Annotated in this window: 16 protein-coding genes and 2 pseudogenes; 10 read left to right on the top strand and 8 right to left on the bottom strand. The window is 73.4% G+C overall.

The genetic code is table 11. The features are described 5' to 3' along the window. Positions 1-162 precede the first annotated feature (162 nt). The 3 genes from ACGF7U_RS24405 to ACGF7U_RS24395 form a co-directional block, all read right to left on the bottom strand. A complete protein-coding gene (locus tag ACGF7U_RS24405; protein WP_393110279.1) occupies positions 163-1,164 on the bottom strand; it encodes a glycosyltransferase family 2 protein in 1,002 nt (333 codons plus the stop codon). Continuing rightward, positions 1,161-2,813 carry a carbamoyltransferase gene (locus tag ACGF7U_RS24400; protein WP_393110277.1) on the bottom strand — a complete coding sequence of 551 codons (1,653 nt, stop codon included), beginning with the start codon at positions 2,811-2,813 and terminating at the stop codon, positions 1,161-1,163. Before ACGF7U_RS24400 ends, ACGF7U_RS24405 begins: the two co-directional genes overlap by 4 nt. A 139-nt stretch (positions 2,814-2,952) precedes the next feature. Continuing rightward, positions 2,953-4,218, bottom strand: coding sequence for a globin domain-containing protein (locus ACGF7U_RS24395; RefSeq protein WP_393110275.1), 1,266 nt, complete (start codon positions 4,216-4,218; stop codon positions 2,953-2,955). Positions 4,219-4,335: 117 nt separating this feature from the next. Between ACGF7U_RS24395 and ACGF7U_RS24390 the strand changes: the two genes are divergently transcribed. Beyond that, complete coding sequence (locus ACGF7U_RS24390) at positions 4,336-4,836, top strand: RrF2 family transcriptional regulator (protein ID WP_393110273.1); 501 nt, start codon at positions 4,336-4,338, stop codon at positions 4,834-4,836. A 253-nt stretch (positions 4,837-5,089) separates the two neighbouring features. Here the strand turns inward: ACGF7U_RS24390 and ACGF7U_RS24385 are convergent, their stop codons facing one another. Continuing rightward, positions 5,090-6,349 carry a hypothetical protein gene (locus tag ACGF7U_RS24385; protein ID WP_393110271.1) on the bottom strand — a complete coding sequence of 420 codons (1,260 nt, stop codon included), beginning with the start codon at positions 6,347-6,349 and terminating at the stop codon, positions 5,090-5,092. A 309-nt stretch (positions 6,350-6,658) separates the two neighbouring features. Here ACGF7U_RS24385 and ACGF7U_RS24380 point away from each other — a divergent pair, with 309 nt between their 5' ends. From ACGF7U_RS24380 to ACGF7U_RS24360, 5 genes and pseudogenes are all read left to right on the top strand, one after another. Next, entirely contained in the window at positions 6,659-8,752 is a 2,094-nt protein-coding gene (locus ACGF7U_RS24380; RefSeq protein ID WP_393110269.1) for a hypothetical protein, read from the top strand. Between the two features lie 208 nt (positions 8,753-8,960). Further along, the gene (locus tag ACGF7U_RS24375) at positions 8,961-11,018 is read left to right on the top strand and encodes a type IIA DNA topoisomerase subunit B (protein ID WP_393110267.1); all 2,058 of its coding nucleotides are present in this window, start codon (positions 8,961-8,963) and stop codon (positions 11,016-11,018) included. Positions 11,019-11,056: 38 nt separating this feature from the next. After that, positions 11,057-11,317: pseudogene (locus ACGF7U_RS24370) on the top strand (DNA gyrase subunit A); the annotation flags it as partial. Next, positions 11,291-12,118, top strand: a pseudogene (locus ACGF7U_RS24365) (LAGLIDADG family homing endonuclease); the annotation flags it as partial. The pseudogenes ACGF7U_RS24370 and ACGF7U_RS24365, both read left to right, overlap by 27 nt. A 30-nt stretch (positions 12,119-12,148) precedes the next feature. Beyond that, positions 12,149-14,845: a DNA topoisomerase (ATP-hydrolyzing) gene (locus ACGF7U_RS24360; RefSeq protein WP_393110299.1), complete on the top strand. Its 2,697-nt coding sequence runs from the start codon at positions 12,149-12,151 to the stop codon at positions 14,843-14,845. A gap of 140 nt (positions 14,846-14,985) precedes the next feature. On the opposite strand, the gene ACGF7U_RS24355 is transcribed toward ACGF7U_RS24360, so the two are convergent. The 4 genes from ACGF7U_RS24355 to ACGF7U_RS24340 form a co-directional block, all read right to left on the bottom strand. Next, on the bottom strand, positions 14,986-16,332 hold the full coding sequence (locus tag ACGF7U_RS24355) for a uracil-xanthine permease family protein (RefSeq protein ID WP_393110265.1): 1,347 nt from the start codon (positions 16,330-16,332) through the stop codon (positions 14,986-14,988). A gap of 276 nt (positions 16,333-16,608) precedes the next feature. Then, positions 16,609-17,832, bottom strand: coding sequence for a glycosyltransferase family 2 protein (locus ACGF7U_RS24350; protein ID WP_393110263.1), 1,224 nt, complete (start codon positions 17,830-17,832; stop codon positions 16,609-16,611). Further along, entirely contained in the window at positions 17,774-19,363 is a 1,590-nt protein-coding gene (locus ACGF7U_RS24345; protein WP_393110261.1) for a glycosyltransferase family 39 protein, read from the bottom strand. The genes ACGF7U_RS24350 and ACGF7U_RS24345 overlap by 59 nt, the downstream gene beginning before the upstream one ends. A 320-nt stretch (positions 19,364-19,683) precedes the next feature. Continuing rightward, positions 19,684-20,292, bottom strand: coding sequence for an alpha-ketoglutarate-dependent dioxygenase AlkB (locus ACGF7U_RS24340; RefSeq protein WP_393110297.1), 609 nt, complete (start codon positions 20,290-20,292; stop codon positions 19,684-19,686). Positions 20,293-20,485: 193 nt separating this feature from the next. Here ACGF7U_RS24340 and ACGF7U_RS24335 point away from each other — a divergent pair, with 193 nt between their 5' ends. The 4 genes from ACGF7U_RS24335 (at position 20,486) to ACGF7U_RS24320 (ending at position 25,020) form a co-directional block, all read left to right on the top strand. Next, the gene (locus tag ACGF7U_RS24335) at positions 20,486-22,444 is read left to right on the top strand and encodes a hypothetical protein (protein ID WP_393110259.1); all 1,959 of its coding nucleotides are present in this window, start codon (positions 20,486-20,488) and stop codon (positions 22,442-22,444) included. A 167-nt stretch (positions 22,445-22,611) separates the two neighbouring features. Continuing rightward, a complete protein-coding gene (locus tag ACGF7U_RS24330) occupies positions 22,612-23,250 on the top strand; it encodes a hypothetical protein (RefSeq protein WP_393110257.1) in 639 nt (212 codons plus the stop codon). Between the two features lie 271 nt (positions 23,251-23,521). Then, a complete protein-coding gene (locus tag ACGF7U_RS24325) occupies positions 23,522-24,673 on the top strand; it encodes a helix-turn-helix domain-containing protein (RefSeq protein WP_393110255.1) in 1,152 nt (383 codons plus the stop codon). Positions 24,674-24,858: 185 nt separating this feature from the next. Beyond that, the gene (locus ACGF7U_RS24320; RefSeq protein WP_393110301.1) at positions 24,859-25,020 is read left to right on the top strand and encodes a hypothetical protein; all 162 of its coding nucleotides are present in this window, start codon (positions 24,859-24,861) and stop codon (positions 25,018-25,020) included. Positions 25,021-25,036: the final 16 nt, after the last annotated feature.

The following is a 25,036-nucleotide window of genomic DNA, read 5'->3' as shown; positions in this document are numbered from 1 at the left end:
CCCCCGGCACCACACGCACCTTCTCCGGATCACCGTTGTACGGAACGTCCTCCACCAACGTGCCATCCCGATCCAGCAACACCGCGTCGAACAGGCGCCGACCTGCGCCGATCGGGGCGTCGTCCATGTCGGAGCGGTTGCCCCGGGCGGGGGAGGTGGACATCAACGTCCCGCTCCGGGTCGCTCCGCGCGGCTGCGCCACCAGCCGCGGAGCCAGTGCGTGACCGCCAGCGGCGGGATGGCCGCGCTGGTCACCAGCATGGTGGCGACCTCGTCGGCGGTCCGGGGCCCGGGGGCGATCCGGGCGCGGGCGAACTCGGCGGTGCCGGCCGTCCAGCCGAGCGCCCCGGCCACGGCGACGCCGCCGAGCACGGCCCGGGGCGCGCCACCGGCGAGGGGCCGCAGGGCGGCGGCGACCAGGGCGAGCGCGCCGGCCGCCGTGACGGCGACGTGCCGGTGCCGCCGCCCGGGCGGCAGCCGCAGGTCGGTTCGCCAGTGCCGGCCGTACAGCCGGCGCAGCAGCGCGTCGTCCGCGTTGCCGCGCTGGACCCGCAGGCTCACCCAGCGGTCCTCGGGGCGTACCGGGTGGGTCACCGCCCGCTGGCCACGGACCAGCTCCCAACCGGCGCGCCGCACCCGGTGGGCCAGCTCGGCGTCCTCCCGGTAGGCGCGCGGGAAGCGCTCGTCGAACCCGCCCGCGTCGGCCAGCGCGTCCCGGCGGTAGGCCATGTCGGCGGTGATCCACTCGCCCTCCGCGAGCCCGGCGGTGCCGCGCTCCCAGTCGGTCGGCCGACGGCGGGTCGGCAGCGGCACGTGGACCCGGCCCTGCACCCCGCCGACCAGGTCGCCGACGCGCAGGTCCGTCAGGAGCCGGCGGGCCCAGTCCGGCGCCGGGACCACGTCGTCGTCGAGGAAGACGATCCAGGGGGAGCGGGCCGTGCGCCAGCCGAGGTTGCGGGCCGCCGCCGGCCCCGCGCCGGGGCCGTTCAGCACCTTCGTGTACGCGGCCAGCGCCCCCGGCACCGCCAGCTCGCCGGTCGAGTCGCGGCGGTCGTCGACGAGCAGGATCTCCGGGTCGGGCAGCTCGCCGACCTGCTCGGCGAGCGCCTCCAGCAGCACCGCGAGGCTCGGCCGGCCGAGGGTCGGCACCACGATGCTGATCACTTCGCACCCCCCAGCGCGCCGCGCCGCACCGCGAAGGGGCCGAGCGCCAGCAGCTCCACGGGGGCGGAGCCGAAGAGCTCCATCGCCTCGCGCGGGGTGTCGACCATCGGCCGCCCCGCGGTGTTCAGCGAGGTGTTCACCACCACCGGCAGCCCGGTCAGCCGCTCGAACTCGGCCAGCATCTCGGCGACAACTGGCTCGGTGTCGGCGTGCACGGTCTGCACCCGGGCGGTGCCGTCCACGTGGGTGACCGCGGGGATGCGGTCGCGCCAGTGCGGCTTCACCCGGTGCACGAAGAGCATGTACGGGCTGGGGAAGACGCCCTCGAAGATCTCCGCGAAGCGTTCGGCGCGGACCATCGGGGCGATCGGGCGGAACTGCTCGCGTCCCTTGACATCGTTCATCCGGGCGGTGGTGGCGGGGTCGCCGGGGTGGGCCAGCAGGGAGCGGTGTCCCAGCGCCCGGGGGCCGTACTCGCTGCGGCCCTGGTACCAGGCGACGATGCCGTTGTCGGCCAGCACCCGGGCCGCCTCGGCGGCGATCGAGTCCGGCCGGGAGTACGGCAGCGCCGCACGCCGCAGCTCCGCCTCCAGTTCCTCGTCGGTCCAGCCGCGGCCGAGGTCCGCGCCGGCCATCGGGGCGGAACGGTCGCCCAGGTCACGGGCGACGTGCAGGGCCGCGCCGAGCGCCGTGCCGGCGTCCCCGGCGGCGGGCTGCACCCAGACGTTCCGGTACGGGCCCTCGGCGGCGAGCCGGGCGTTGGCCACGCAGTTGAGCGCCACCCCGCCGGCCATGGCCAGCGTGGACGCCCCGCCCGAGGCGTCGTGCAGCCAGCGGGCCAGGTCGAGGACGACCTCCTCCAGCCGGGCCTGCACGCTGGCGGCCAGGTCGGCGTGGTCGTCGGTCATCTCGCCGTCGGCGGCGCGGGCCTTGGCCATGCTGCCCCAGTCGATCCGGTCGACGGTGAAGCCGCCCTCCGGGGTGACCCGGACCAACTCGCGCAGCAGGCCCAAATGCTTCGGCCGGCCGTAGGAGGCGAGCGCCATCACCTTGTACTCGTCGCTGGAGTGCAGGAAGCCGAGGTGCCGGGTGAGGTCCTCGTAGAGCAGGCCGAGGGAGTGCGGCAGCTCCTGGGAGTGCAGTGGTCGCAGCAGCCCGTCGGAGTACACGCCCGCCAGGTGGCTGGCCACCTCGCCGCGTCCGTCCAGGACGAGCACCGCCGTGTCGTCGCCGCCGGGCGGGGCGGCCAGGCCGGCGGACGCGGCGTGCGCGACGTGGTGCGGGACGAACCGCACCTTCGCCGGATCCAGGCCGGGCAGGGCGGCGGCGAGGAACTGGGGCGCGCGCTGGGCGTACTCGACGCGCAGCCAGTCCCACGGGTCGGTGAGCCCCAGGCTCTCCGCGGGGCGGCAGAGCCCGGGATCGAAGGAGTACGCGACGGCGTCGAGGTCGTCCGCGTCGATGCCCGCGCTGGCCAGACACCAGGCGGCGGAGAGTTCGGGCAACTCCCACGCGGAGAAGGCGAGGGGACGTTTGCCGTGCTTGCGGCGGCTGAACCGCTCCTCTTCGGCGGCGGCCACCACCCGGCCGTCGACCACCAGGGCGGCCGCCGGATCGTGAAAGATCGCGTTGATGCCAAGGACCCGCATGCGGAGTCCCTACCCTCGACTTCTCCTCCTAACCTCTAGATCATCGACTTCTCTCGGCGGGCGGGTCAGTCGGTTGTGGAGCGCCACCGGGCGGCGGGGCGACAAGCCCCACCGCCCGTAACGGCGCGGCGACTCCGGGTCAGGACTGGTCGTCGCGGAGCATGCCCGGCCCGAACACCTCGTAGGCGATCCGCTCCGTTGGCACGCCCCGGCGCAGCAGACCACCCCGGACGGTGTTCATGAACGGCAGCGGCCCGCAGAGGTGCACGTGGGCGTCGGGGGAGAGCGGGATCAGCGCCGGGTCGACGCGCCCGCCGGCCACCTCGGCGGTCAGCCCGGCCAGCTCGGCGTCGGTGACCTCCTCGTACCAGAGGGCGGTGCGCAGGTTGGGCAGGGCGGCGTGCAGGCGCGGCAGTTCGCCGCGGAACGCGTGGGCCGCGCCGGCCCGGTCGGCGTGCACCAGCACCACCGGGCGGTCGGGCTCGGTGGCCGCCAGGTGCTCCAGCGCGGCCATCGCCGGGGTCAGCCCGATGCCCGCGCTGACCAGCAGCAGCGGGCCCTCGCCGGCGACCGCGCTGACCTCGCCGAAGGGCGGGCTGAGCCGGAGCAGGGCGCCCTCGGCCACGTGCTCGTGCAGGAAGGTGGAGACCATGCCGTCGGGGGCGCCGGCGACGCCGCGGACCCGTTTGACGGTGATCCGCCAGTGCTCGGCCCCGGGCCGGCCGGAGAGGCTGTACTGGCGGATCTGCTGCCCGCGACCGCCGTCCAGGTCCACGGCGACCGACGCGTACTGACCGGGGACGAAGGTGGGCGCCGGGCCGCCGTCGGCCGGGACCAGGGTGAACGAGACGACGTCCACGGCCTCGGTGACCCGGCCGGTGACCCGCCAGTCCCGCCAGACCGACTCGCCCTCGCCGAGCCCGGCCCCGGCGTAGAGGCGGGCCTCCCGGGCGACCAGTTCGCAGGCGAGCAGCCAGTACACCTCGTCCCAGGCCGCCGCGACCTCCGGCGTGACCGCGTCGCCGAGCACCTCGCCGACGGCGGCGAGCAGGTGGCGACCCACGATCGTGTACTGGCCCGGGGTGATGCCGAGGGAGGCGTGCTTGTGCGCGATCCGGTCCAGGATCGGGCCCCACGGTGCGTCGCTGCCGCCGGTCAGGTGCTCCGCGTACGCGACCACGGCCGCCGCGAGCGCGGCCTTCTGGGCGCCGGTCGCCTGGTTGCCCCGGTTGAAGATGTCGAGCAGCTCCGGGTGGGCGTCGAACATCCGCTGGTAGAACCGGCCGGTGATCGCCTCGCCGTGCGCCTGCACGGCGGGCAGGGTCGCCGTCACCACTGTTGCTGAGGACTCCGAGAGCACGACCTGTCTCCTTCTGCGCTGAACCGCTCGGGCCGTGCCAGCCAAACAGGTATGTGGAATACCTCTTCAGGGTCGAAAGTCCCGGGTCGAGAGTCGTCCGGATCACACGCCCGGTCCGTCGGCCCCTGGGTCGGCGGCGTCCGCGCTGGCTAGGGTCGGTGCGTGAAGCTCAACCGGTCCACCGACATGGCGCTGCGGATCGCCATGCTCGCCGCCGCGAACCCGCGCCGGATGACCGTGGACGAGCTGGCCGACCAACTGGTGCTGCCCCGCAACCACGTAGCGAAGGTGGTCCAGCGGTTGCAGCGGCTCGGCGTGCTGGTCACGATCCGGGGTCGCTCCGGCGGGGTGGCCTTCGCCGAGGGCGGCCACGACGTCACGGTGGGCCGGGTGGTCCGGGCGTTCGAGGGCGCCGACGAGGTGGTGTCCTGCGACGAGCCGGCCTGCTCGCTGCGGGCCGCCTGCCGGCTGCGGGGTGAGCTGCGCCGCGCCCGGGACGCCTTCCTCGCCGTGCTGGACGGGGTGACCCTCGGCGGTCTCGTCGACGGCCCGACCGGCCCCGTGCTGCTCGCCCTCGGCCTGCCCCGCGCCCGCCCCGCCCCCGACGGACCGCCGGGCGGCGTGTCCGGCGGCCCGGCGCGGGCCGGGTCGGGTGCGGTCTGAGGAGAGGGCTCGTCCGGGGCGCTCCCGGACCTCGCCGCCCGCCCGTGCTCGGCGTCGGCATCCGCGGCCGGCCCGACGTCGTTTCGGGTCCGGCCCGACGTCGTTTCGCGGCCGGCGCCGGGCCCCCGTAACCGCCACGGCCGTCCGCCGCCCCGGCGCCGAACCCGGCCGCACGCCGTCCGCGTCCGGCCCGACGTCGGACGCGGCGGGACCCCGCGCCGGGCGGCACGGGGTCCCGGTGGCGTCGTCCGGGTCAGGCGACGATGATCGAGCCGTCGCCGGCGCGGACGCAGGAGACCGCGCGGGCGCTGGTGGCGGCGGCCCCGCTCAGACACTGCCCGAGCACCTGGTGGCCGGCGGCGTTCGGGTGCCAGGACTCCTGGCAGGTCTGGAAGTAGGACACGCAGGTGTTCGCGATCCGCTGGATGGCGATCTTGTCCTTGCCCTCGAGGCTGGTGACGAAGGTGCCGTTCGGCGGGCTGTCCTGCAGCCGGATCGGGGTGGCCAGTGCCCCGGCCGGGCTGGCCGCCGACTCGCAGAGCCGGGCGCCGTCGAAGGCCCGCTGCACGTTGAGGTAGACCAGGTCCGCGCCGGGGAACTCGGCGGCCATGCTGTCCCGGGCGGACTTGACCAGCGTGCCCAGGCCCTGCGAGAAGCGGTGCCCCGGCAGCAGGCTGGCCCGGTGGATCGGGCAGCCGGCCGCGTACCGCTCGGCGCCCAGCGCCCGGAACTTGTCCCGCGTGTCGTCCCGGCTGTCCTCGCTGTGGAACGTCGCTTCGAGGTCGAACGGCAGCGGGTTGGTGTAGTCCTGGAAGACGATCCGGTGCTGGCCGTCGGCGTCGATCTCGCGCAGCGTGGTGAGCAGCTGGCGTACGGCCGCCGTGGTCTCCGCGGTCGCGGCGCTCCACTGGGCGGCGGTGGCCAGGTCGGCGTCGGTGCAGGGTTTCTGCTCCACCGGCCCGCCCAGGTACGCCCAGAACTCCCACCAGCCGGTCCAGGCGTCGGCGATGAAGCGGTTGGCGCACTTCTCGGCGACGTCGCCGAAGGTGAACGAGCTGTTGTTCGAGCCGAGGCCGAGCAGCACCAGGTCGATGTCGTGGGTCCGGCCGACCGCGCGGAGCTGGTCGAGCTGGGCGGCGACCTGCCGGCCGCTGCTCCGGGCCGCGGAGGCGGTGGCGATGTCGTGCGGCTGGCCGCCGGAGCACGCGAGGTTGAACCGGTCCTGGATGCCCGGCAGGTTCGCCCGGTGCAGCGAGGCGTTCGCCGAGCGGTGGCAGAAGAACGCGTTGTTGTTGGGTGCGGTCCAGCCCGGGAAGCCTTGCGCCGCCCCGGTGATGTCGACGACCGGTGTGTACGCCCCGGCGCCCTCGCCGCTGATGAAGCTGTCGCCGAGCGCCACCGCGGCGGTGGGCGGCACGGCCGCGGCCGGGGCGGGCAGCCCGACGGCGGTCGACAGGGCGGTGGCGGCGACGGCGAGCGCCGCCGCGAGAGCGGTACGACGGAACCTGGACATGACGTCCTCCATCTGTCCATCGAAACGTGAAAGATCCTCCGAGGCCGCGATCACATCACCGGCGCACGATGGGCGTCAATGGAATGTCGCGGAAAATCTCGATGGAGGAGACGTCCGACGGGAGGTCGCCACGGCCCATGCCCTGACGGAACGTCGACCATCGGGTGGCGGCGGGGCGGTCGTGAGGGCCTATGTCCCGCTTGTACTCACAGGATGTGACAGCTATGGACACCGGTCGAAGTCCGTCTCTACAGTTCCGGCGTCCGGCTTTCTACTTCCACGGGGGTTGCGGTGGCCGTCGGCCGCTCGATGCGTGCTGTCCGAATCCAGAACCGATCCGTCCGCCGCCTCATGGTCGGCGGGCTCGCGGCGGCGCTCGGCGCGACCGCGCTGGTCGCGCCCGCGTGGGCCGCGCCGCAGCCGCCAGCCGGCGGCACGGGCGCCGCCGCCGAGGCGGAGCGAGCCGCAGCGACGGCCGCGCGGACCGGCCGGCGGGTGGAGGTGCTCGCCGCCCGCACCGAACTGACCCAGGTCTTCGCCAAGCCCTCCGGCGGCTTCGTCGCCGAATCGGCCGCCGTCCCGCAGCGGGTCCGCCGGGCCGACGGTTCGTGGGCCGACATCGACCTCACCCTGCGTCGCGACGGCGCCGACGGGTTCCGCCCGGCGGTCTCCCCGGCCGATGTGCGGTTCTCGGCCGGCGGGCACGGCCCGGCCACCACGCTGACCAGCGGTGGGAGGTCGCTGACCCTGTCCTGGCCGCACGCGCTGCCCGCGCCGGTCGTCAGCGGGGACGCCGCCACCTATCCCGAGGTGCTGCCCGGCGTGGACCTGGTCCTGCGGGCCACCCGCACCGGATTCACGCACGTCCTCGCGGTGAAGACCGCGCAGGCGGCCGCCAACCCGGCCCTGCGGGAGATCCGCTTCGACCTCGGCGGCGACGTGCGGGTCCGGCGCGACGCGGACGGCTCACTGCGGGCGCACGCCGGTGCCGTCGAGGTGGCGCGCAGCGCGCCGGCGGAGATGTGGGACTCGGCCTCCGCCACCGGCCGGTCGGCAGCGGGGCGGTCCTCCGCCGCCGGTCCCGGCGCGGGGGCCCGGACCGCTCCGGTCGCCACCGCCATCGACGCCGCCGGCGACCTGGTGCTGCGCCCCACGCCGCGCCTGCTCGACCCGGCCCGGGCCGCCTTCCCGGTCTACATCGACCCGGCCTGGTCCTCGGGCGCGTCCCGCTGGGCGTACGCGACGAACAACAACTCCAACAACAGCGACCTCAGCGCCGCCCGGGTCGGCATGGACTCCGTGAGCGGGGTCGTCTACCGCTCCTACTTCGAGTTCCCCATCTCCGCCCTCCGTGGCAAGCACATCGAGTCCGCCTACGTGCAGATGCGGCTCGACCACTCCCACTCCTGTGGCAACACGCCGACCTACATGTACCAGTCGGTCGGCATGACCAGCGTGCCTCGCGTGACCTGGGCGCCGACGTTGAGCACGCTGCGGGCGTCCGCCGGTTCGCACGCCAACGAGAGCGGCAGCTGCGTCGACTCGCCCCAGCCGGACATGACGGTCAACTTCACGGGCAGCGGCGTCACCGCCGGGCTCAGCAGCGCCCTCACCAGCGGCATGACCGCGATCACCTACGGTTTCTGCGCGTGCAGCGACTCGTCCGGGACCGGTGAGAGCACGCCGGACCGTTGGAAGAAGTTCATCCCCTCCAACGCCCGGCTGGTGGTCGACTACGACTCCCTGCCCGGCCAGCCGACCAACCTCCAGACCGGCGGGCAGGAGTGCGTCGCCGGCGGCCGGGTCGCCCTGTCGACCGCGCCGACCCTCTCCGCCGTCTTCCCCGACGCGGACGCCGGCCAGACCCTGCAGACCACGTACGAGCTGCTGGAGATTCCCGCCTCGGGCAGCTACGACAGCAGCACCCCGCGGCTGACCCCGCCGGCCGGCGCGGCGGTGACCGCGGGTGCCCGGTCCACCACGGCGCCCCTGACCGGCGTCAGCGGCGGCAGGGCGTACGCCTGGCGGGTCCGCGGCACCGACGCGGCGCCCTACGACATGACCAGCCCCTGGTCGCAGTGGTGCGAGTTCACCGTCGACGACACGGCCCCGACGGTGACCGTCGACCCGGTCACCGATCCCGCGCCGCCCGGCCAGCTCCACACCTACAAGGTCCGCTCGCCCGACCCGGACGTGGTGAGCTTCCGGTACGGCTGGAGCAGCCCGCCGACCGAGGAGGCGGAGGCCGGCACCAGCCTGGGCTATCCCGGCAAGACGGTGTCGGTGACCCTGACCACCCCGGCGTACGGCACGAACACCCTCTACGTCGCGGCCGTCGACAGCGTCGGGAACGTCGGGTACGGCTCCGTTGTTGTCCAGGTGGACCCGCCCGCGGCCGGCTGACCCGCGAACCGGTCACGGCGCCGACGGACGCCTGATCCGGACAGACCTCGCGACACCGCCGCAGGGGCCCGCACCGCGACGTGGTGCGGGCCTCGCTGCGGGGCGCCGTCGTCCTGTCGCATCTCCCGGTTAGGCTCGCTCCGGCGCACCGGCGGACCGACGATGTCGGACGCGGCACCACACCGCCGAGACCTGGGAGTACGACCAGTTGACCGCAGAGCCTGAGACCCTGTACGGGGCCGACGACCTCACGCACCTCGAGGGGCTGGACGCCGTCCGCAAGCGGCCCGGCATGTACATCGGCTCCACCGACAGCCGTGGCGTGGGTCACCTCGTCAACGAGATCCTCGACAACTCGACCGACGAGGGCGTCGCCGGCCACGCCACGAAGGTCGAGGTGACGCTGCACGCCGACGGCTCGGTCCAGGTCGACGACGACGGGCGGGGCATCCCCACCGACGTGCACGCCAAGTCGGGCATCTCCGGCGTCGAGCTGGTGCTGACCCGGCTGCACGCCGGCGGCAAGTTCGGCGGCTCCGGCTACAAGACCTCCGGCGGCCTGCACGGCGTGGGCGCCTCGGCGGTCAACGCCCTGTCCCGCCGGTTCGACGTCACCGTCCGCCGGGGTGGCAAGATCCACGCGATGTCGTTCCGGCACGGCGTGCCGGGGATCTTCGACGGCGACGGCCCCGAGGCGGCCTTCACCCCGGGCCCGGGGCTCCAGATCGTCGGCGCGATGAAGCGCGGCCAGCGCACCGGCACCTCGATCCGCTGGTGGCACGACGCGCGCTACTTCGAGACCGGTGCCGCGCTGGACGCCGACGCCGTGCGGATGAAGCTGCGCAACACGGCGTTCCTGGTCCCCGGCGTGAGCTACACGCTGCGGGACCACACCGGCGAGGAGCCGACCGAGGAGAGGTTCCACTACCCCAACGGGCTGACCGACATGGTGGAGTTCCTCGCCCCGGCCGGCGACCGGCCCGTCTCCGGCATGCTGCTGGTCACCGGCGAGGGCACCTACCGGGAGAACGCCGCCGACGCCAACGGGGTGATGCAGTCCAACGTGCAGCGTCGGGCCGAGGTCGAGGTGGCCTTCCGCTGGGGCACGGGCTACGAACGCACCGTCGAGTGCTTCACCAACACCATCCGCAACGCGCACGGCGGCACGCACCGAAAGGGCTTCGAGCGGGCCCTGGCCCGCACCCTCGCCGACGCCGTCCGCAACACCCGTGGCCTGCTCAAGGCCAAGGAGGACCCGCCCACCCTGGACGACGTGCTGGAGGGCATGACGGCGGTCGTGCACGTCCGGATCCCGGAGCCGCAGTTCACCTCGCAGACCAAGGACGAGCTCTCCACCGCCGGAATCACCAAGGTCATCCAGTCGCTGGTCGAGCAGCACCTGAAGTCCTGGCTGGAGGACCGGCGGACCAAGGCCGAGGCGCGCACGGTCCTGCAGAAGATCGTCGACGCGGCCCGGGTGCGGCTGACCCAGAAGCAGCAGAAGGACGCCGCCCGGCGCAAGACCGCGCTGGAGGGCGCGTCGATGCCCGCCAAGCTGGTCGACTGCCGCGCGGCGGGCATCGAGCGTAGCGAGCTGTTCATCGTGGAGGGGGACAGCGCCCTCGGCACAGGGCGGCTTGCTCGATCTGCGGAATACCAGGCGCTTCTTCCGATTCGGGGCAAGATCCTCAACGTACAGAAGGCCAACCTCCAGCAGGTGCTGGACAACGCCGAGTGCGCGGCGATCGTGCAGGTGCTCGGCGCCGGCTCCGGTCGCACCTTCGACCTGTCGGCCATGCGCTACGGCCGAGTGCTGATCATGGCGGACGCCGACGTGGACGGCGCCCACATCCGCACCCTGCTGATCACGCTCTTCGCCCGCTACATGCGACCGCTGATCGAGGCCGGCCGGCTCTACGCCGCGATGCCGCCCCTGCACAAGATCACCACCAGGGGGCGCAACCCGCAGACGATCTACACCTACACCCAGGCCGAGATGGAGGCGACGGTCCGCAAGCTGGAGAAGGCCGGCAAGCAGATCGTCACCCCGATCCCGCGGTTCAAGGGCCTCGGCGAGATGGACGCCGACGAGTTGTGGGAGACCACGATGAACCCGGCCACCCGGGCGGTCCGCCGGATCACCCTCGACGACGTCGACGCCGCCGAGCGGATCCTCGAACTGCTGATGGGCGAGAAGGTGGAGCCGCGCCGCAACTGGCTGATCGACTCCGCAGACCGGGTCGACCGCGAGGCGATCGACGCATGACCAGGCCCGTCACCACCCGCCCGGAAGAGAGCTGAACGATGGCACGCCGCAAGGACGACCGCGCCAAGGTGGACTTCTCCGCCTTCGACCAGGCCGGCGCGCGGGTCTTCGACAACCCGCTGGTCACCGAGGTCTCCGACTCCTACCTGGAGTACGCCTTCTCGGTCATCCACTCCCGGGCCCTGCCCGACGCCCGCGACGGCCTCAAGCCGGTGCACCGGCGCATCCTCTGGTCGATGTACGAGCAGGGGCACCGCCCCGACCGCGGGCACGTGAAGTCGGCCCGCATCGTCGGGGACTGCTTCGTCGCGGGGACCCTTGTCTCGACGCCCGAGGGCCTGCGGCCGATCGAGGCTGTCGACGTCGGCGACCTCGTGTTGGACGGCGACGGGGCTGCCGTCCCGGTGACTGCGGTCTATCGGAACCCGGATTCGGACCTGGTCCGAGTCACCTGGAACAACGGCCACACCATGGTCGTGACTCCAGGACAGCGGTTCCGCGTGGTGAACGAGGACCTGACCGTCCGGTGGCTGGAAGCGCGAAACCTGACCGGACATCTCACCGTCGCCTACGGCACGCGCCGGCACGCGCCACCCGCGAAGGAGGATGGCACGTATGACTATGTCCGTGGGCTCGTGGTGGCTGAAGGCTTCGCCGTCGATCGGTCCCGCAACGCGGACGGCCGCGTACGGCTGCACATGTGCGACGTCGAACCGCTCGACGTCGCCCACGGTTGGGCCATCGCGAACGGGTTGAACGCTTCCCGCAGCAAGCGCGAGGCAAGCAATCCGCGCCATCGCGACCAGCACATCCTGACGTTCGCCAGGCATCAGGGTCTGCTCGAGGCCGGCAAACCACTCAGTCATGAGAAACGCGTGCCCGACGACGTCATCGAGGACCGTTCCGCGTGGGTGCCGTTCCTCGCCGGGTTCTTCGACGGTGATGGTTACGTCCGTAAGCGTTTCCGGGAACTCGTCTTCGTGAGCACGAGCGAGACCCTGGTGCGCCAGATCTACTCCATGCTCGCTGACCTGGGGGTGCATGGTCATCATTGGAGCAGCGGACGAGCCGGCCACCGCCCGCTTCTCGGCCTGTCTGTCACCGGGCGTGATGCTGCCGTCGTCGCCGAGATGCTCCTGCCCTGGGTGCGAATCGGCTACAAGGGCGACGATCTTCGGCGGGTAACTGAGCTGGGCTATCGCTACGGCGGCAAACAGGGCAACGACCGCCTGCCATGCCGGCCGGTGATGCGGGAGTTCACCAACGCTCACCAGGGCGGCGGATGGTTCCGCGACGAGGACGGAAATGCCTTCCGGGCGTCCCTGTCAGGCACCGGGAGCAAGGTGCGGTACGGCAAGGACCGCAACGGCGTACCTCTGTCGGAGCGGTCCTTTCCCCTCTGGCGCGCGGAGCGGGACGGTTGGGTCCGCAAACTTCGGCGCATCGGCTCGCCCCTCGCCGGTCGGCTCGAGGCGCTGGCCGGACAATCGTTCCTCCGGGTCGTCGCCGTCGAGGCCGTTCCCTCCGCTGCCACCTACGACATCCAGGTTGGCTCCGACGAGCACGCCTTCGCAGCTGAGGGCTACGTGGTCCACAACTGCATGGGTAAGTACCATCCGCACGGCGACACCGCCATCTACGATGCGATGGTCCGGATGGCGCAGGACTTCTCGTTGAACATTCCGCTCATCGACGGACACGGCAACTTCGGTTCCCCAGACGACGGACCGGCCGCGCCGCGCTACACCGAGGCCCGGATGTCCCGCGAGGCGATGCTGCTCGTCGGGGAGCTGGGCGAGGACACCGTCGACGTCGAGCCCAACTACGACGGCTCGCTCACCCAGCCCACCGTGCTGCCGGCGGCCTTCCCCAACCTGCTGGTCAACGGCGCGTCCGGGATCGCGGTCGGGATGGCGACCAACATGATCCCGCACAACCTCGGCGAGGTGGTCCAGGCCGCCCGCTGGCTGATCAACCACCCGGACGCCACGCTCGACAAGCTGATGGAGTTCGTCCCCGGCCCCGACCTGCCCACCGGCGGCCTGCTGCTCGGCCTCGACGAGGTGCGTCGGGCCTACGAGACCGGGCGCGGCGTGGTGCGGATGCGGGGCAAGGTCGAGATCGGCCCGGTGGAGGGCAGCCGGGGCCGGCAGGCGATCACCGTCGTCGAGCTGCCCTACGGCGTCGGCGCGGAGAAGGTCATCGCCGCCATCACCAACGAGGTCAACAAGACCAAGCGGCTCACCGGCATCGCCGACGTCAAGGACCTCACCGACCGGGAGAGCGGCACCCGCCTGGTCATCGAGTGCAAGGTCGGGGTCAACCCGCAGGCCCTGCTCGCCGACCTCTACCGGCTCACCCCGCTGGAGCAGTCGTTCGGCGTGAACAACCTGGTGCTGGTCGACGGGCAGCCGCAGACCCTCGGGCTGAAGGCGCTGCTGGAGGTCTTCCTGGCCCACCGCTACGAGGTGGTGACCCGGCGCAGCTCCTACCGCCGCCGCAAGCGCGAGGAGCGGCTGCACCTGGTCGACGGCCTGCTGATCGCCCTGCTCGACATCGACAAGGTCGTCAAGCTGATCCGGGCCAGCGAGGACGCCCAGGCCGCCAAGGACGGCCTGATGCAGAAGTTCAGGCTCTCCGAGATCCAGGCCACCTACATCCTGGACACCCCGCTGCGCCGGCTGACCAAGTACGACCGGATCGAGCTGGAGGCCGAGCAGGAGAAGCTGCGCGGGGAGATCGCCGAGCTGTCCAAGATCCTCGACGACGACAAGGTGCTCAAGAAGGTCGTCTCCGACGAGCTGTCGGCCGTGGTGAAGCAGTTCGGCGCGCCGCGGCGTACCACCCTGGTCGACGGCGACCTGAAGGAGGTGCTGGCGGCCTCCGCGCCGGCCGGCCCGCTGGAGGTCGCCGACGACCCGTGCCAGGTGATCCTCTCCGCGACCGGGCTGGTGGCCCGGACCGCGGCGGAGTCGGAGGAGGCGTCCGAGGGGCGCCGGCGGCACGGCCGGGTCAAGCACGACGCCGTACGCGCCGTCGTGCACTCCACCGCCCGGGGCCGGGTGCTGCTGGTGACCAGCGCCGGCCGCGCGTTCAAGGTCGACGTGCTGCCGCTGCCGGTGCTGCCGGAGCAGGCCGGGACGGTGTCGCTGCGCGGCGGGATGGCCGCCGCCGAGCTGGTGCCGCTGGAGCCGGGCGAGACCGTCGTCGGGCTGGCGCCGCTCGGGTCGACGGCCGAGGGCTCGCCCGGGCTGGCACTGGGCACCCGGCAGGGCGTGGTCAAGGTCTGCGCGCCGGAGTGGCCCGTCCGCTCCGACGAGTTCGAGGTGATCGGCCTGCGCGAGGGCGACGAGGTGGTGGGGGCCACCTGGCTCACCGACGGCGCCGAGACGCTCACCTTCGTCACCTCGGAGGCGTCGCTGCTGCGCTTCCCCGCCGGGCTGGTGCGCCCGCAGGGCCTCAGGGGCGGCGGCATGGCGGGCATCAACCTGCCGGCGGGCGCGCGGGTGGTGTTCTTCGGCGCGGTCCGCACCGACGACCCGGCGCACGGCGAGCCGATGGTGGTCACCTCCACGGGCGCCACCGTGAAGGTGACGCCGTTCAAGGCGTACCCGGCGAAGGGGCGGGCGACCGGCGGGGTGCGTGCCCACCGCTTCCTCAAGGGTGAGACCGACGTGGTCGTGGCCTGGGTCGGGCCGCGGCCGGTGGGCGCCACCGCCACCGGCGAGCCGGTGGAGCTGCCGGCGGCCGACCCGCGCCGCGACGGCTCCGGCTTCGCCGTAATGCTCGGCCCGACCGTCGTCGGCCATCAGGTCGAGCGCGACTGACCCGTCCTCGGCCAAGGGCCGGCTGCGCGAGCAGCCGGCCCTCATCCCTGCTCTCCGGGCCACTTCGTCGATCACGGGTTGCCGGTCGGCGGGCATCGCGCGCCGCCAACCCCTTGACCAACGTCGGCCGGGTGAGTGGGTCAGAGTTCGGGCTCGGGGGCCTGACGGGTCCCGGGGGTGGTGCCGCGCAGGCGGGCCACCAGGCGCATGCCGTGGTAGATGACCAGGGCGGCGGCGGTGCCCAGGGCGATGCCGTTGAAGGACAGGTCGCCGGCGGTCAGGGTGTAGTTGGCAGCGCCGACGATCAGCGCGACCGCCGCCGTCATCAGGTTCACCGGGTCGTGGAAGTCGACCCGGTTCTCGATCCAGATCCGGGCGCCGAGGATGGCGATCAGGCCGTAGAGCGCGGTGGTGGCGCCGCCGAGCACGCCGGCCGGCACGGTGAGGATCAGCGCGCCGAACTTCGGGCTGAGCCCGAGCAGCACCGCGGCCACCCCGGCCACCCAGTACGCGGCGGTGGAGTAGACCCTTGTCGCGGCCATCACGCCGATGTTCTCCGCGTACGTGGTGGTGCCGGAGCCGCCGCCGGAGCCGGCGAGCACGGTGGCCAGGCCGTCGCCCAGGAACGCCCGGCCCATGTCCCGGTCCAGGTTGCGGCCGGTCATCGCGGCGACCGCCTTGACGTGTCCGGCGTTCTCCGCGACCAGCACCAGGATCACCGGGATCACCAGCACCACCGCGCGCAGGCTGAAGCTCGGCGCGTGGAACTCGGGCAGGCCGAGCCAGGCGGCGTCCCGCAGCCCGTCGACCGCCTTCGGGTCCAGGTCACCGAGGACGGCGGCGAGCAGCCAGCCGACCACCACACCGAGCAGGATGGACAGCCGGGCCAGGAAACCCCGGAAGGCGACCGTGGCGAGCAGGATCGCGGCCAGGGTCACCACGGCGATCAGCGGCTGGGCCTTCACCCCGGTGCCGCTGCCGCCGCCGTCCCAGGCGACCGGCGCGAGGTTCAGGCCGATGAGCGCGACGATCGCCCCGGTCACCACGGGCGGCATCAGCGCGTCGATCCAGCGTGACCCGGCGAGCTGCACGACGAGCCCGACGGCGGCGAGCGCGACGCCGGCCACGACGATGCCGCCGAGTGCCGGCCCGATGTCCCCGCCGGCCTTCGCCGCCAGCACCGGCGCGATGAAGGCGAAGGACGAGCCGAGGTACGAGGGCAGCCGGTTGCCGGTGATCAGCAGGAACAGCAGCGTGCCGAGCCCGGAGAAGAAGAGCGTGGTCGCCGGCGGGAAACCGGTGATCAGCGGCACCGTGAAGGTGGCGCCGAACATCGCCACGACGTGCTGCACGCCGATGCCGAGAGTGCGCGGCCAGGAGAGCCGTTCGCCGGGGTGGACCACGTCGCCGGGCCGGATGGACCGGCCGTCGCCGTGCACCGTCCAGGCGGACCAGCGGGAGCGCGGCTCGGTGGAGGCTTTTGTCATGGGTCGCCCTTCGCGTCGTCAAGAGGTGACGGGGGCGCTGACGAAACCCAGGAGTCGTTTCTAGCAGAGCACCACCCCGCCCGCCCCGCCGCCCCGCCCGCGCCCCGCCCGCGCCCCGCCCCGCCCATTCCGGGGCTCGCGCCGATCTTGCACTTTGTGCCCCCGCGATGCGACGGATGCCCTTTTTGCCCGGGCAGAAAGTGCAAGATCGCGGGGGCGGGGGCGGGGGAGGGGAGGGGAGCGGGGGAGGATGAGGGGCGGTGGGCGGGTGGGGTGTTAGCGGGTGGTGGGGATGCGGTCTTCGGCGGGGGTGGGCTGGCGGACGATCGTCGGCGCCGGATGTGTCGGGCGGAGCGTGAGCAGGCTGCCCACCAGGCCGGAGAAGAGCACGACCACGCCGAGCGCGATCGCGGTGGCCGACGGGAGCACCACGCGCAGCGTGTCGTGCGGGTTCAGGTCGCCGAACCCGTCCAGCCCCCAGTAGGCGACCGCCCCGACGGTGCCGGCGGTGCCGGCGACGAGCAGCAGCAGGCCGACGGTGACGCTGGTCTCCAGCCGCAGGAGACGGATCCAGCGGTCCGAGGCCCGCTGCGGGACGAGCCGCTCCTGCCGGCCGTAGATCTCGGCCAGGCCACCGAAGAGCACGAGCTGCACCCCGACGAGCACCATCAGGCAGGCGTAGACCAGGGTGCTGACGTCGAGCCGGACCGGGCCGAGGTTCAGTGGGCCCGCGGTGAGCGCCCCCACCCCGGCCAGCCCGAGCGCGGCCAGCGTGGCACCGGGTCGGACCAGCGTCTTGCGCGGGGCGAACACCAGCAGGAACCGCAGGTGACGCCAGCCGTCCCGCCAGGTACGCAGGTGCGGCGGGCGGGACCGGCCGTCGGGCGACAGCGTGGTCGGCACCTCGACGATGTCGTACCCGGCCAGCGCGGCGCGCACCACCAACTCGGAGGCGAACTCCATGCCCGGCATGCACAGCCCGAGCGCGCGGATCCGCTCGGCGTTGAAGCCCCGCATGCCGCAGTGGAAGTCCCGGACCTCGCGCAGCCCGAAGAGCCGACGGCCGAGCCAGCTCAGGACCGGGTTGCCCAGGTAACGGTGCAGCGGCGGCATGGCGCCCGGCGCGATGCCGCCCCGGAACCGGTTGCCCATCACCACGTCGTGCCCGGCGCGCAGCGCCTCGACGAACGGGCCGAGGTCGGACAGCGCGTACGAGTCGTCGGCGTCGGCCATGATGACGTACCGGCCGCGCGCCTGGTCGATCCCGTTGAGCAGGGCGCCGCCGTAGCCGCGGATGGGGGCGTGCACCACCCGGGCCCCGGCCCGCTCGGCGATCTCCTGGGACCCGTCGGTGGAGCCGTTGTCGGAGACCAGCACCTCCCCGACGACCCCACACTCCCGCAGCGACCGCAGCGCCTTGCGGACGCAGACCTCCAGCGTCTCAGCTTCGTTGAGGCACGGCAGCAGCACCGTGACCTCGATCTCTGGTTCGTTCGTCATGCTCCCCGTTGCTTTCTGCCGTGGTGGGCGCGAGCCGGTCCGGCTCGCCGTCGGTCGGCGCGGGCTGGTCCGTCGGACCGTCGGCCGGCGCGGGCCGGTCCGGCTCGCCGTCGGTCGGCGTGGGCTGGTCCGTCGGATGAGGTGCCGACCGCAGCCGCTGCCAGCCGACCGCGGCGGCGATCGGGAGGAACGCCAGGGCCGGCAGGCCGTAGCGGTGTTCGAACATCGACGTGGCCACCGAGAAGACCATGATCCCGACGCCGATCCCGGCGTACAGCAGGGCGATCAGGCTCAGCCGCAGCCGGCCCCGGCGCGGCCACACCGCCCCGACCAGCGCGAGCAGCACCATGGCGGCCAGGACCGGAGGCGGGGTGACCCCGTAGCGGCCGTAGGCGTGCAGGAACCGGCTGGCCGCGTTCGGCTCGACGTCCCGCGACGGCGCCGGTCTCCAGTCGTAGTCGGGGCCGGCGGTGCGCGGCACGCAGTCGTAGTCCGCCGCCCAGTCGGTCGGCGCGGGTTGCGGTCGCCACCAGGTGGCCAGGCACGACTCGGTCGGCGCGAGCGGGGTCGGCCAGAAGTAACGCCCGGTGTCCGACGCCACGGCGGCCAGGTAGTCGCCGGGCTGCTGGCGGAGCACCTCCCGGGCGAACTCGTCGAGGTCCTCAGGCCGGTCGGCGTTGCGGATCGGGCTGTCCCGGTTCCAGATGAACCAGTCAGGCCGGGCGGGGCGCTGGTCCAGCGGCTGGGTCGGGCAGAGCTTGCGGAGCCCGGGCCGTAGCTCCAGCCGGTCGCAGTCGGCGATCTGCGCCGTCCGTCCGTAGAGGAACTTCCCGCCCTCCAGGCCGAGCGCGCCCTTGACGGTGCCGATGCCGGCGAAGGCGGCGCCGAAGAACACGACGATGCCGAGCAGGTACGCGGCCGGCGCCCGCCAGCCGCGCCACGACACGAGCAGGAACAGCAGCAGGGCGCCGAGGGCGACCACGCCGGTGGGCCGGGTCGCCATGCCCAGCGCGACGGCGACGCCCGCGCCCAGGGCGGCGAGCGTCCCCGGCCGTTCCCGTCGGACCAGCAGCAGCGCCGCGACGGCCAGCGCGGTGGTGAACAGCGTCTCGGTGAGCAGGTACTGCTCCAGCGTGAGCTGGGTGGCGTCGAGCAGGATCGGCGTCGCGGCGAGCGTGGCCGGCCAGGGACCGACGCCCAGGCGGCGCAGCAGCAGGTACGCCGCGACGCCCAGGGCGAGCCCGGCGAGGTGTTGCAGGGCCACCACCGAGGCCACCGTGCCGGTCCACTCGAAGCCCTTGAGCAGCCACGGGTACGTCCACCGCGCCGGCATCGCCGGCCACTGCGCGGACAGCCGGAGGTACGTCCCGGAGTCGCCCTGGAACCACAACGCGGGCGGATACGCGACCATCATGGCGATCCGCAGCGCGAGACCGGCGGCGAGCACGACGACGAGCCCGGCATGGCGACGCAGCAGGGCGGGGAGGAAAAGGGCGTCGGTTCGCCGCGCGGTCGGGCGTCCAACGAGCACGGGATGCTCCAGACGACAGCGGAGAGTGATTGGGTCGTCAAGCTAACACGACGATCCGTGACGGTGGGGGCACCGACTCGGCCCAGAAGGCCACATTCGACACAGACCACCTGGCACTCATCCACATGGGGCGATGCCGTCGGGCTCCGCCCTGCGGGCCCTCACCCGAACGGCGGAGTAGTGGACGCCGATCGGTCGGTCCGCCCATCCGCACGGCCTCGCCCGCTCAGCCGCCGGCCCTCGGCAGCCATAGCCGCCCCTCCCGACCGCCGCCGCGTGCACGGCCGGCGCCCGGTCCGGTCGCGCCCGAGGGCAGTGGGTCAGGCGACGCCGGCGGGGCGGAACTGGACGCTGACGCGGGGGCCGACGGGGCGACTGGTCTTCGGCACCGCGTGCTCCCAGGTGCGCTGGCAGGAGCCACCCATCACCACGAGGTCGCCGTGCCCCAGCGGGAAGCGCAGGCTGGCGCCGCCGCCGCGGGGCCGTAGCAGCAGCGTGCGGGGCGAGCCGAACGAGACGATGGCGACCATCGTGTCGGTGTGCGCGGAGCGGCCCTGGGTGTCGCCGTGCCAGGCGACGCTGTCCCGGCCGGAGCGGTAGAGGCACATGCCGGCGGTGACGAAGGGCTCGCCCAGCTCGGGGGCGTAGTGCCGGGTGAGCGCGGCGCGCGCTTCGGTGAGCAACGGGTGCGGCAGCGGGCGGTGGCCGGAATACCAGCAGAGCAGCCGCGGCACGTCGACCTCGGCGTCGTACATCGTGCGGCGCTCGGCCCGCCACGGCACGTCCCGCAGCAGGGTGTCGAAGACCTCGTCGGAGCCGGCGACCCAGCCGGGCAGGTGGTCTACCCACGCGCCCCGGGTGAGCGGGTGCCGGCGCAGCCGGCCGGCCAGCGGCCCCAGCGACGGCTCCGCGGCGGTCAGGTCCAGCATCGACGGCTGGTAGGCGGCCCCGGTCACCCGCCCAGCCTACCCGGCGGGTTGGCACACGTGTACGACGTGGGGCAGCTTGTCGCCCGCCCGTCACCTGGCGCACACGTCGGCGTCGTCAAACGTCGGCCTGCCGCCCCTACCGTGAGGCGGCTGCGTTCGGGCCCGGGCGGGCCGCGCGCCGAGGAGACGACCAGTGCAGAGCAGTTCCACCCGAGTGCCGGTGGCGCCCCGCCCGGCGGCCCCGCCGGAGCCGGCCCGGGCGAACCGGGTCCGCCGATCGGCGACCGCCGTCGGGTGGCTCGCCGCCGCCTGGGTCGTCCCGCTGCTGGCGTACGCGCTGGGCGTGGCCGCCGTGCTCCCACCGCTCGTGCTCGTGCTGACGGCGGCGCTGCTGCGTGCCGGGCGCACCCTGCTGGACCGGCTGGTGCTGGCCACGGCGCTGCTGCTCGGGGCGCTCTGCGCCGCCGCCCTGCTCTTCTCGGTGTGGCCGTGGGGCCTGCACCCGGTGCCGGTGGCGGGCACGGCGCTGACCGCGCTGCTCGGCCTCGCCCTGGTCACCGGCGCCCGGCCGCGCCTGCCGCGCCCCGCGCCGGCCGACGCGGCCCCGGTGGTCGCGGCGGTGCTGGCGACGCTGGCCCTGGCCTGGCCCTACCTGCGCGCCGACGGCCTGGCCGGCCGGCTGGCGTACGCGATGACCGGCGAGGACAACAGCCGGCACCTGGCCGCCGTGGAGGGCATCCGGGCGGTCGGCGGCTACCTGTTCAGCGACCCCGACGGTGCGGCCCGGACCGCCCCCGAGGCGATGGTCTGGTATCCGCAGGGCTTCCACGTCACGGCCGCGCTGCTGGACGGCTTTCTGCGTTCGTCGACCGCGCCCGGCTCGCCGGCGAGCGTCCTGGACCACTACCTCGGCTGGTCGCTGGCCGCGTACGCCCTGCTGGTGCTCGCGGTGGTGTGGGCCGCCGGGCGGATCGCCGGCCGGCTGCTCGATCCGCTGCGCGCCGTCGCCCTGGCCGGCGCGGTCACCGCGCTCGCCCTGGGCTCGGAGCTGGCCCGGTTCGTGGTGTACGGCTATCCGGGGGAGAGCCTGGGCCTGGCGCTGACGGCGATCCTGGTCGCGCTGGTCTGCCGGCCGGTGGCCGGCGTCGGCACCCAGCTCTGCCTGCTCGGGGCGCTCTGCGTCGGCATCGGCTTCGCGTACCTGATGTTCCTGCCGGTGGTCGGGGTGCTGGTGCTGGCCTGGCTGGTCCGGCACCGGCGGGCGGTGCGCAGGCGGCCCTGGCTGGCCGGGGCGGTGGCGCTGGCCACGGCCGTGCTCACGCCGCTGCCGAGCGTGGCGGGCCTGCTCTTCACCGACCAGGTCGACAACGCCGCCACCGGCGGGGGCGTCTTCCCGCGCTACGACGCTTACCTGGCGCTGGTCGGCGTGGTCGGCGCGGGGCTGATCGCCGGCGGCCTGCGCCTGCCGGTGTGGCGCCGGTACGCGGGGGCCCTGGCCGTGGCGTTGGTCTTCGCGGGCGGCTTCCGCATCTGGTTCGCTCTACAGGGCACCGACCCGCGCTACTACTACGGCAAGACGCTGCACCTGCTGCTGGTGGTCCTCTTCATCGGGGTGGGCGCGGTGTTCCTGCTGCGGCCGGTGCCGTGGCGCGCGCGGAGCCCGGACCGGCCCGGCCCGGTCGCCCGGTCGCTCGTCGCCCTGTCGCTGGTGGCGGCGACGGCCGGGGCGGCCGGCCTGGCGCGCGGCGGCGGGATCTTCGCCCAGCCGTTCGGCGCGCGCAGCACCACCTGGGCGGCGGCCTGGTGGTCGGGACTGCTGGACCGGCCCCGGCAGGCCGACGTGACCGTCCGTGCGCTGGCCCACGCGCCGGTACGCGCCGGCGAGGTCACGGTCGTGGTCAGCGAGCACCGGCGGGAGGGCTACCTGGAGACGCTCTTCCTCGCCACCCTCCAGGGCACCCACGGCGCCTCCGCGCCCGCGTTCTACAACCTGCCGCTGTCGGAGCCGGCCCGCTCGGCGGCCCTGGTCGAGCAGGAACGGCGACCGATCCGCTTCCTCGCCACCGGGCCGGAGGCGGCGGCGGTGGTCGAGCGGCTCCTCGCCGAGCGCCCGGAGCTGCGCTCCCGCATCACCCTCGAACTCCTGCCCTGACGACGTCCGTCACCGTCGACCATGAAGGACGGTGCAGGTGGCCGGGGGATCGGGATACGCGGAGATAGTCCTGTTCCTGGCTCGCATGCCAGCACTCACGGTCGCCTACTTGGCCGACGGCATCTGTAACGTTCCCGTCCGACTGCTGATCGCTGAGGGAGTGGGGCATGAGCAAGGCCATCACGAGGACGTTCGCCTGGGGTGTGTTAGCGGTGATGGTCGGAGGCGCGGTGTCCGGCTGCTCGCCCCAGTCCGACCGAAGGGCGGCGCCCTCTGCTTCTGCGTCGGCGCAACCCTCCGCGAGTCCGTCCAGCATGCGGGCACGCCTGGAGCTGCCGATGCGGCTGGGCAATCGCTCCCGGTTCTTCCATCGGCCGTTTCTCTTCGCGGTGGGCGACAACCTCGAGCAACTCAGTCGGTTGGTGGACGACCCGAGGGACGCAGCCGGACAGGTCTACAACGGCGAGACCGACGCCGACTATGCGGTACTGGTCGGCGCTGTGGCAGGCACCGTGAGGAACGAGGAAGCCACGCTGGACGAGGTCTTCAGGCTGTTTCCGCGAGTTCGTGAGGTCCGAGCGGTGGATCCTGGCCCCTTGGGTGGTGTGGCCCGGTGCGGAAACGGTCGGAGCGACCAGTACCACATCACCATGTGCGCCTGGGCCGATCGGATAAGCGTCGGCACGGTCACCATCCTCAGCCCCAAGAAGCGCCTGGGCCCTCCCGGGAACGAGTTCATAGAGATCCGGAGCATGTTGGAGTTCCCGGTCCCGGGACCCGACCCCCGCTCGGTGAAGAATGGCTAGGTCGAGCGGCAGTGCCTGGCCTCGGGTGATGGGCTGACGAGACGACGCCACAGGATCTGCTTGGCCGAATCATGATCGGACACTGGCCGTGATCTGATGTTCGGCCTGTTGGGTTCAGGTCCGTGGTGTTGCGGCGGGCGCTCTACGAAGCGTCATCGATCGGGGTACCGTCGGTGGCGGCGTGTCGCCGAGTGTCGTTGGCTGCTCGCCGCATCGACCGCCGACCGAGGAGATGGTTGTGCCTCGCCGAGCCATACCCGCCGATCCGTCCGTGGGCGACCGCATCCGGGCCCGTCGCGAGTTGCGCGGGTGGAGCATCCGGTACGCCGCGAGTCGCGCGGGCATCTCGCACACGACGTGGTCGCGGATCGAGCGCGGTGTCCAGCGCACCGACCGGTACATGGTGGTCGAGCTGGCGGCTGCCCTGGAGTGCTCGGTGTTCGACCTGACGGGGCAGTCGTACACGCCTGCCGATCGGCAGCTCGACGGCGCGCGTATCGACGCCGAGCGGGTGTGGCGGGCGATGCTGGCCCACCCGTTCGCCGCGCCGCCGGTCGCCGGGTCCGCCACTGTGGAGCAGGTGACCCGAGAGTCGGCGCTGGTGCGTGATCTGTACGGCCGATGCGACTACGCCGGGGCGCTGCGTCGGCTCGTGGACCTCCTGCCCGTCCTGCACGGCGTGACCGACCAGCGGGCGGCGTACCGGTTGATGGTGCCGGTCTACGGCGTGGCGATGGGTTCGCTGCTGAACATCGGCTACGCGGCGCACGCCTGGTTGGCCGCCGAGCGGTGTGCTGAGGCGGCGGCCCTGCTCGACGATCCGGTTGCGGTGGGGGTGGCGGCGGCGAACCGCGCCCGGGTGTCGGCGTACACGGGCGCGTACGGTCCGGCCCGGGCGTTCTGCGACCGGGCCGGGGCGGACCTGGACGGCAGCGGCGCGGCCACGGCGTTGGATGTGCTCGGGTTCCTGCACCTGGCCCGCGCGCACCACCTGGCCGGCCTCAAGGACCAGGCCGCAGCCGAGGACCACTTCGCCGAGGCGGCCCGGATCGCCGTGCACACCGGCGAGACGACGAGCTGGGACCTGGCGTGGGGGCCGCGCAACGTGGCGTTGTGGCGGATGGCGTACCAGCTCGACACCGGGCGTCCGCAGGAGGCGTTGCGGACGGCCGCCGGAGTGGTCGTGGCCGAGCTGCCGGCGGTGCGCCAGGTGTACTTCTGGCTGGACATGGCCCGCGCGTTGGTGGCGGTCGGGCGGGAGCGAGACGCGGTGCGGATGCTGCTGGCCGCCGAACGGGTCGGTCCGCAGCACGCCCGGTCGTCGACCGCTGGGCGGGAGATCACGCGCGGGCTGCTGCGCCGAGGTCTCGTCGCCACGGAGCTGCGGGGCCTGTGTGAGCGCATGGGGGTCTCCAGCCGATAGTGGTGCGTAGGTGTTCCATCACGCACCGTGCCGTCCATAACGTCCCGATCAGGACGCGACGGCAGCAAACGCGTGCGTGGCCGGTCGCGTCCGCCGGGTGGCGGCGGTGACGACCCTGGCGCGGCACCTGACGTCCGCGCTGCCGTCGCCGCCCTTCCCTCCCCGAACAGAGGAAGGCGGAACCTGTGGCGACGTGGTCCGAGCTGCGTGGAATCGTGCGGTGGCTGCTACGGCGGCCGGACTCGCGCCCGCCGTCGGGCGTCGGCCAGCGCCACCAGGCCGCCGAGCAGGAGGCCGCGCGGCGGCGGTTGCTCGACCAGGCTGAGCGGCTGCGGGACGGAGCATGACCGCCCACGGCCCGGT

Origin of the sequence: Micromonospora sp. NPDC047670 (assembly GCF_043204915.1) — a bacterium.
GTDB lineage: Bacteria > Actinomycetota > Actinomycetes > Mycobacteriales > Micromonosporaceae > Micromonospora.
This window is presented reverse-complemented; position numbering and strand designations above follow the sequence as displayed.

Bases quoted from the DNA above. Each gene is read 5' to 3' on its own strand.
- ACGF7U_RS24400 (WP_393110277.1), bottom strand. From the start codon at position 2,813: ATGCGGGTCCTTGGCATCAACGCGATCTTTCACGATCCGGCGGCCGCC.
- ACGF7U_RS24385 (WP_393110271.1), bottom strand. From the start codon at position 6,349: ATGTCCAGGTTCCGTCGTACCGCTCTCGCGGCGGCGCTCGCCGTCGCC.
- ACGF7U_RS24380 (WP_393110269.1), top strand. From the start codon at position 6,659: ATGCGTGCTGTCCGAATCCAGAACCGATCCGTCCGCCGCCTCATGGTC.
- ACGF7U_RS24360 (WP_393110299.1), top strand. From the start codon at position 12,149: ATGCTCCTGCCCTGGGTGCGAATCGGCTACAAGGGCGACGATCTTCGG.
- ACGF7U_RS24355 (WP_393110265.1), bottom strand. From the start codon at position 16,332: ATGACAAAAGCCTCCACCGAGCCGCGCTCCCGCTGGTCCGCCTGGACG.
- ACGF7U_RS24350 (WP_393110263.1), bottom strand. From the start codon at position 17,832: ATGACGAACGAACCAGAGATCGAGGTCACGGTGCTGCTGCCGTGCCTC.
- ACGF7U_RS24340 (WP_393110297.1), bottom strand. From the start codon at position 20,292: ATGCTGGACCTGACCGCCGCGGAGCCGTCGCTGGGGCCGCTGGCCGGC.
- ACGF7U_RS24330 (WP_393110257.1), top strand. From the start codon at position 22,612: ATGAGCAAGGCCATCACGAGGACGTTCGCCTGGGGTGTGTTAGCGGTG.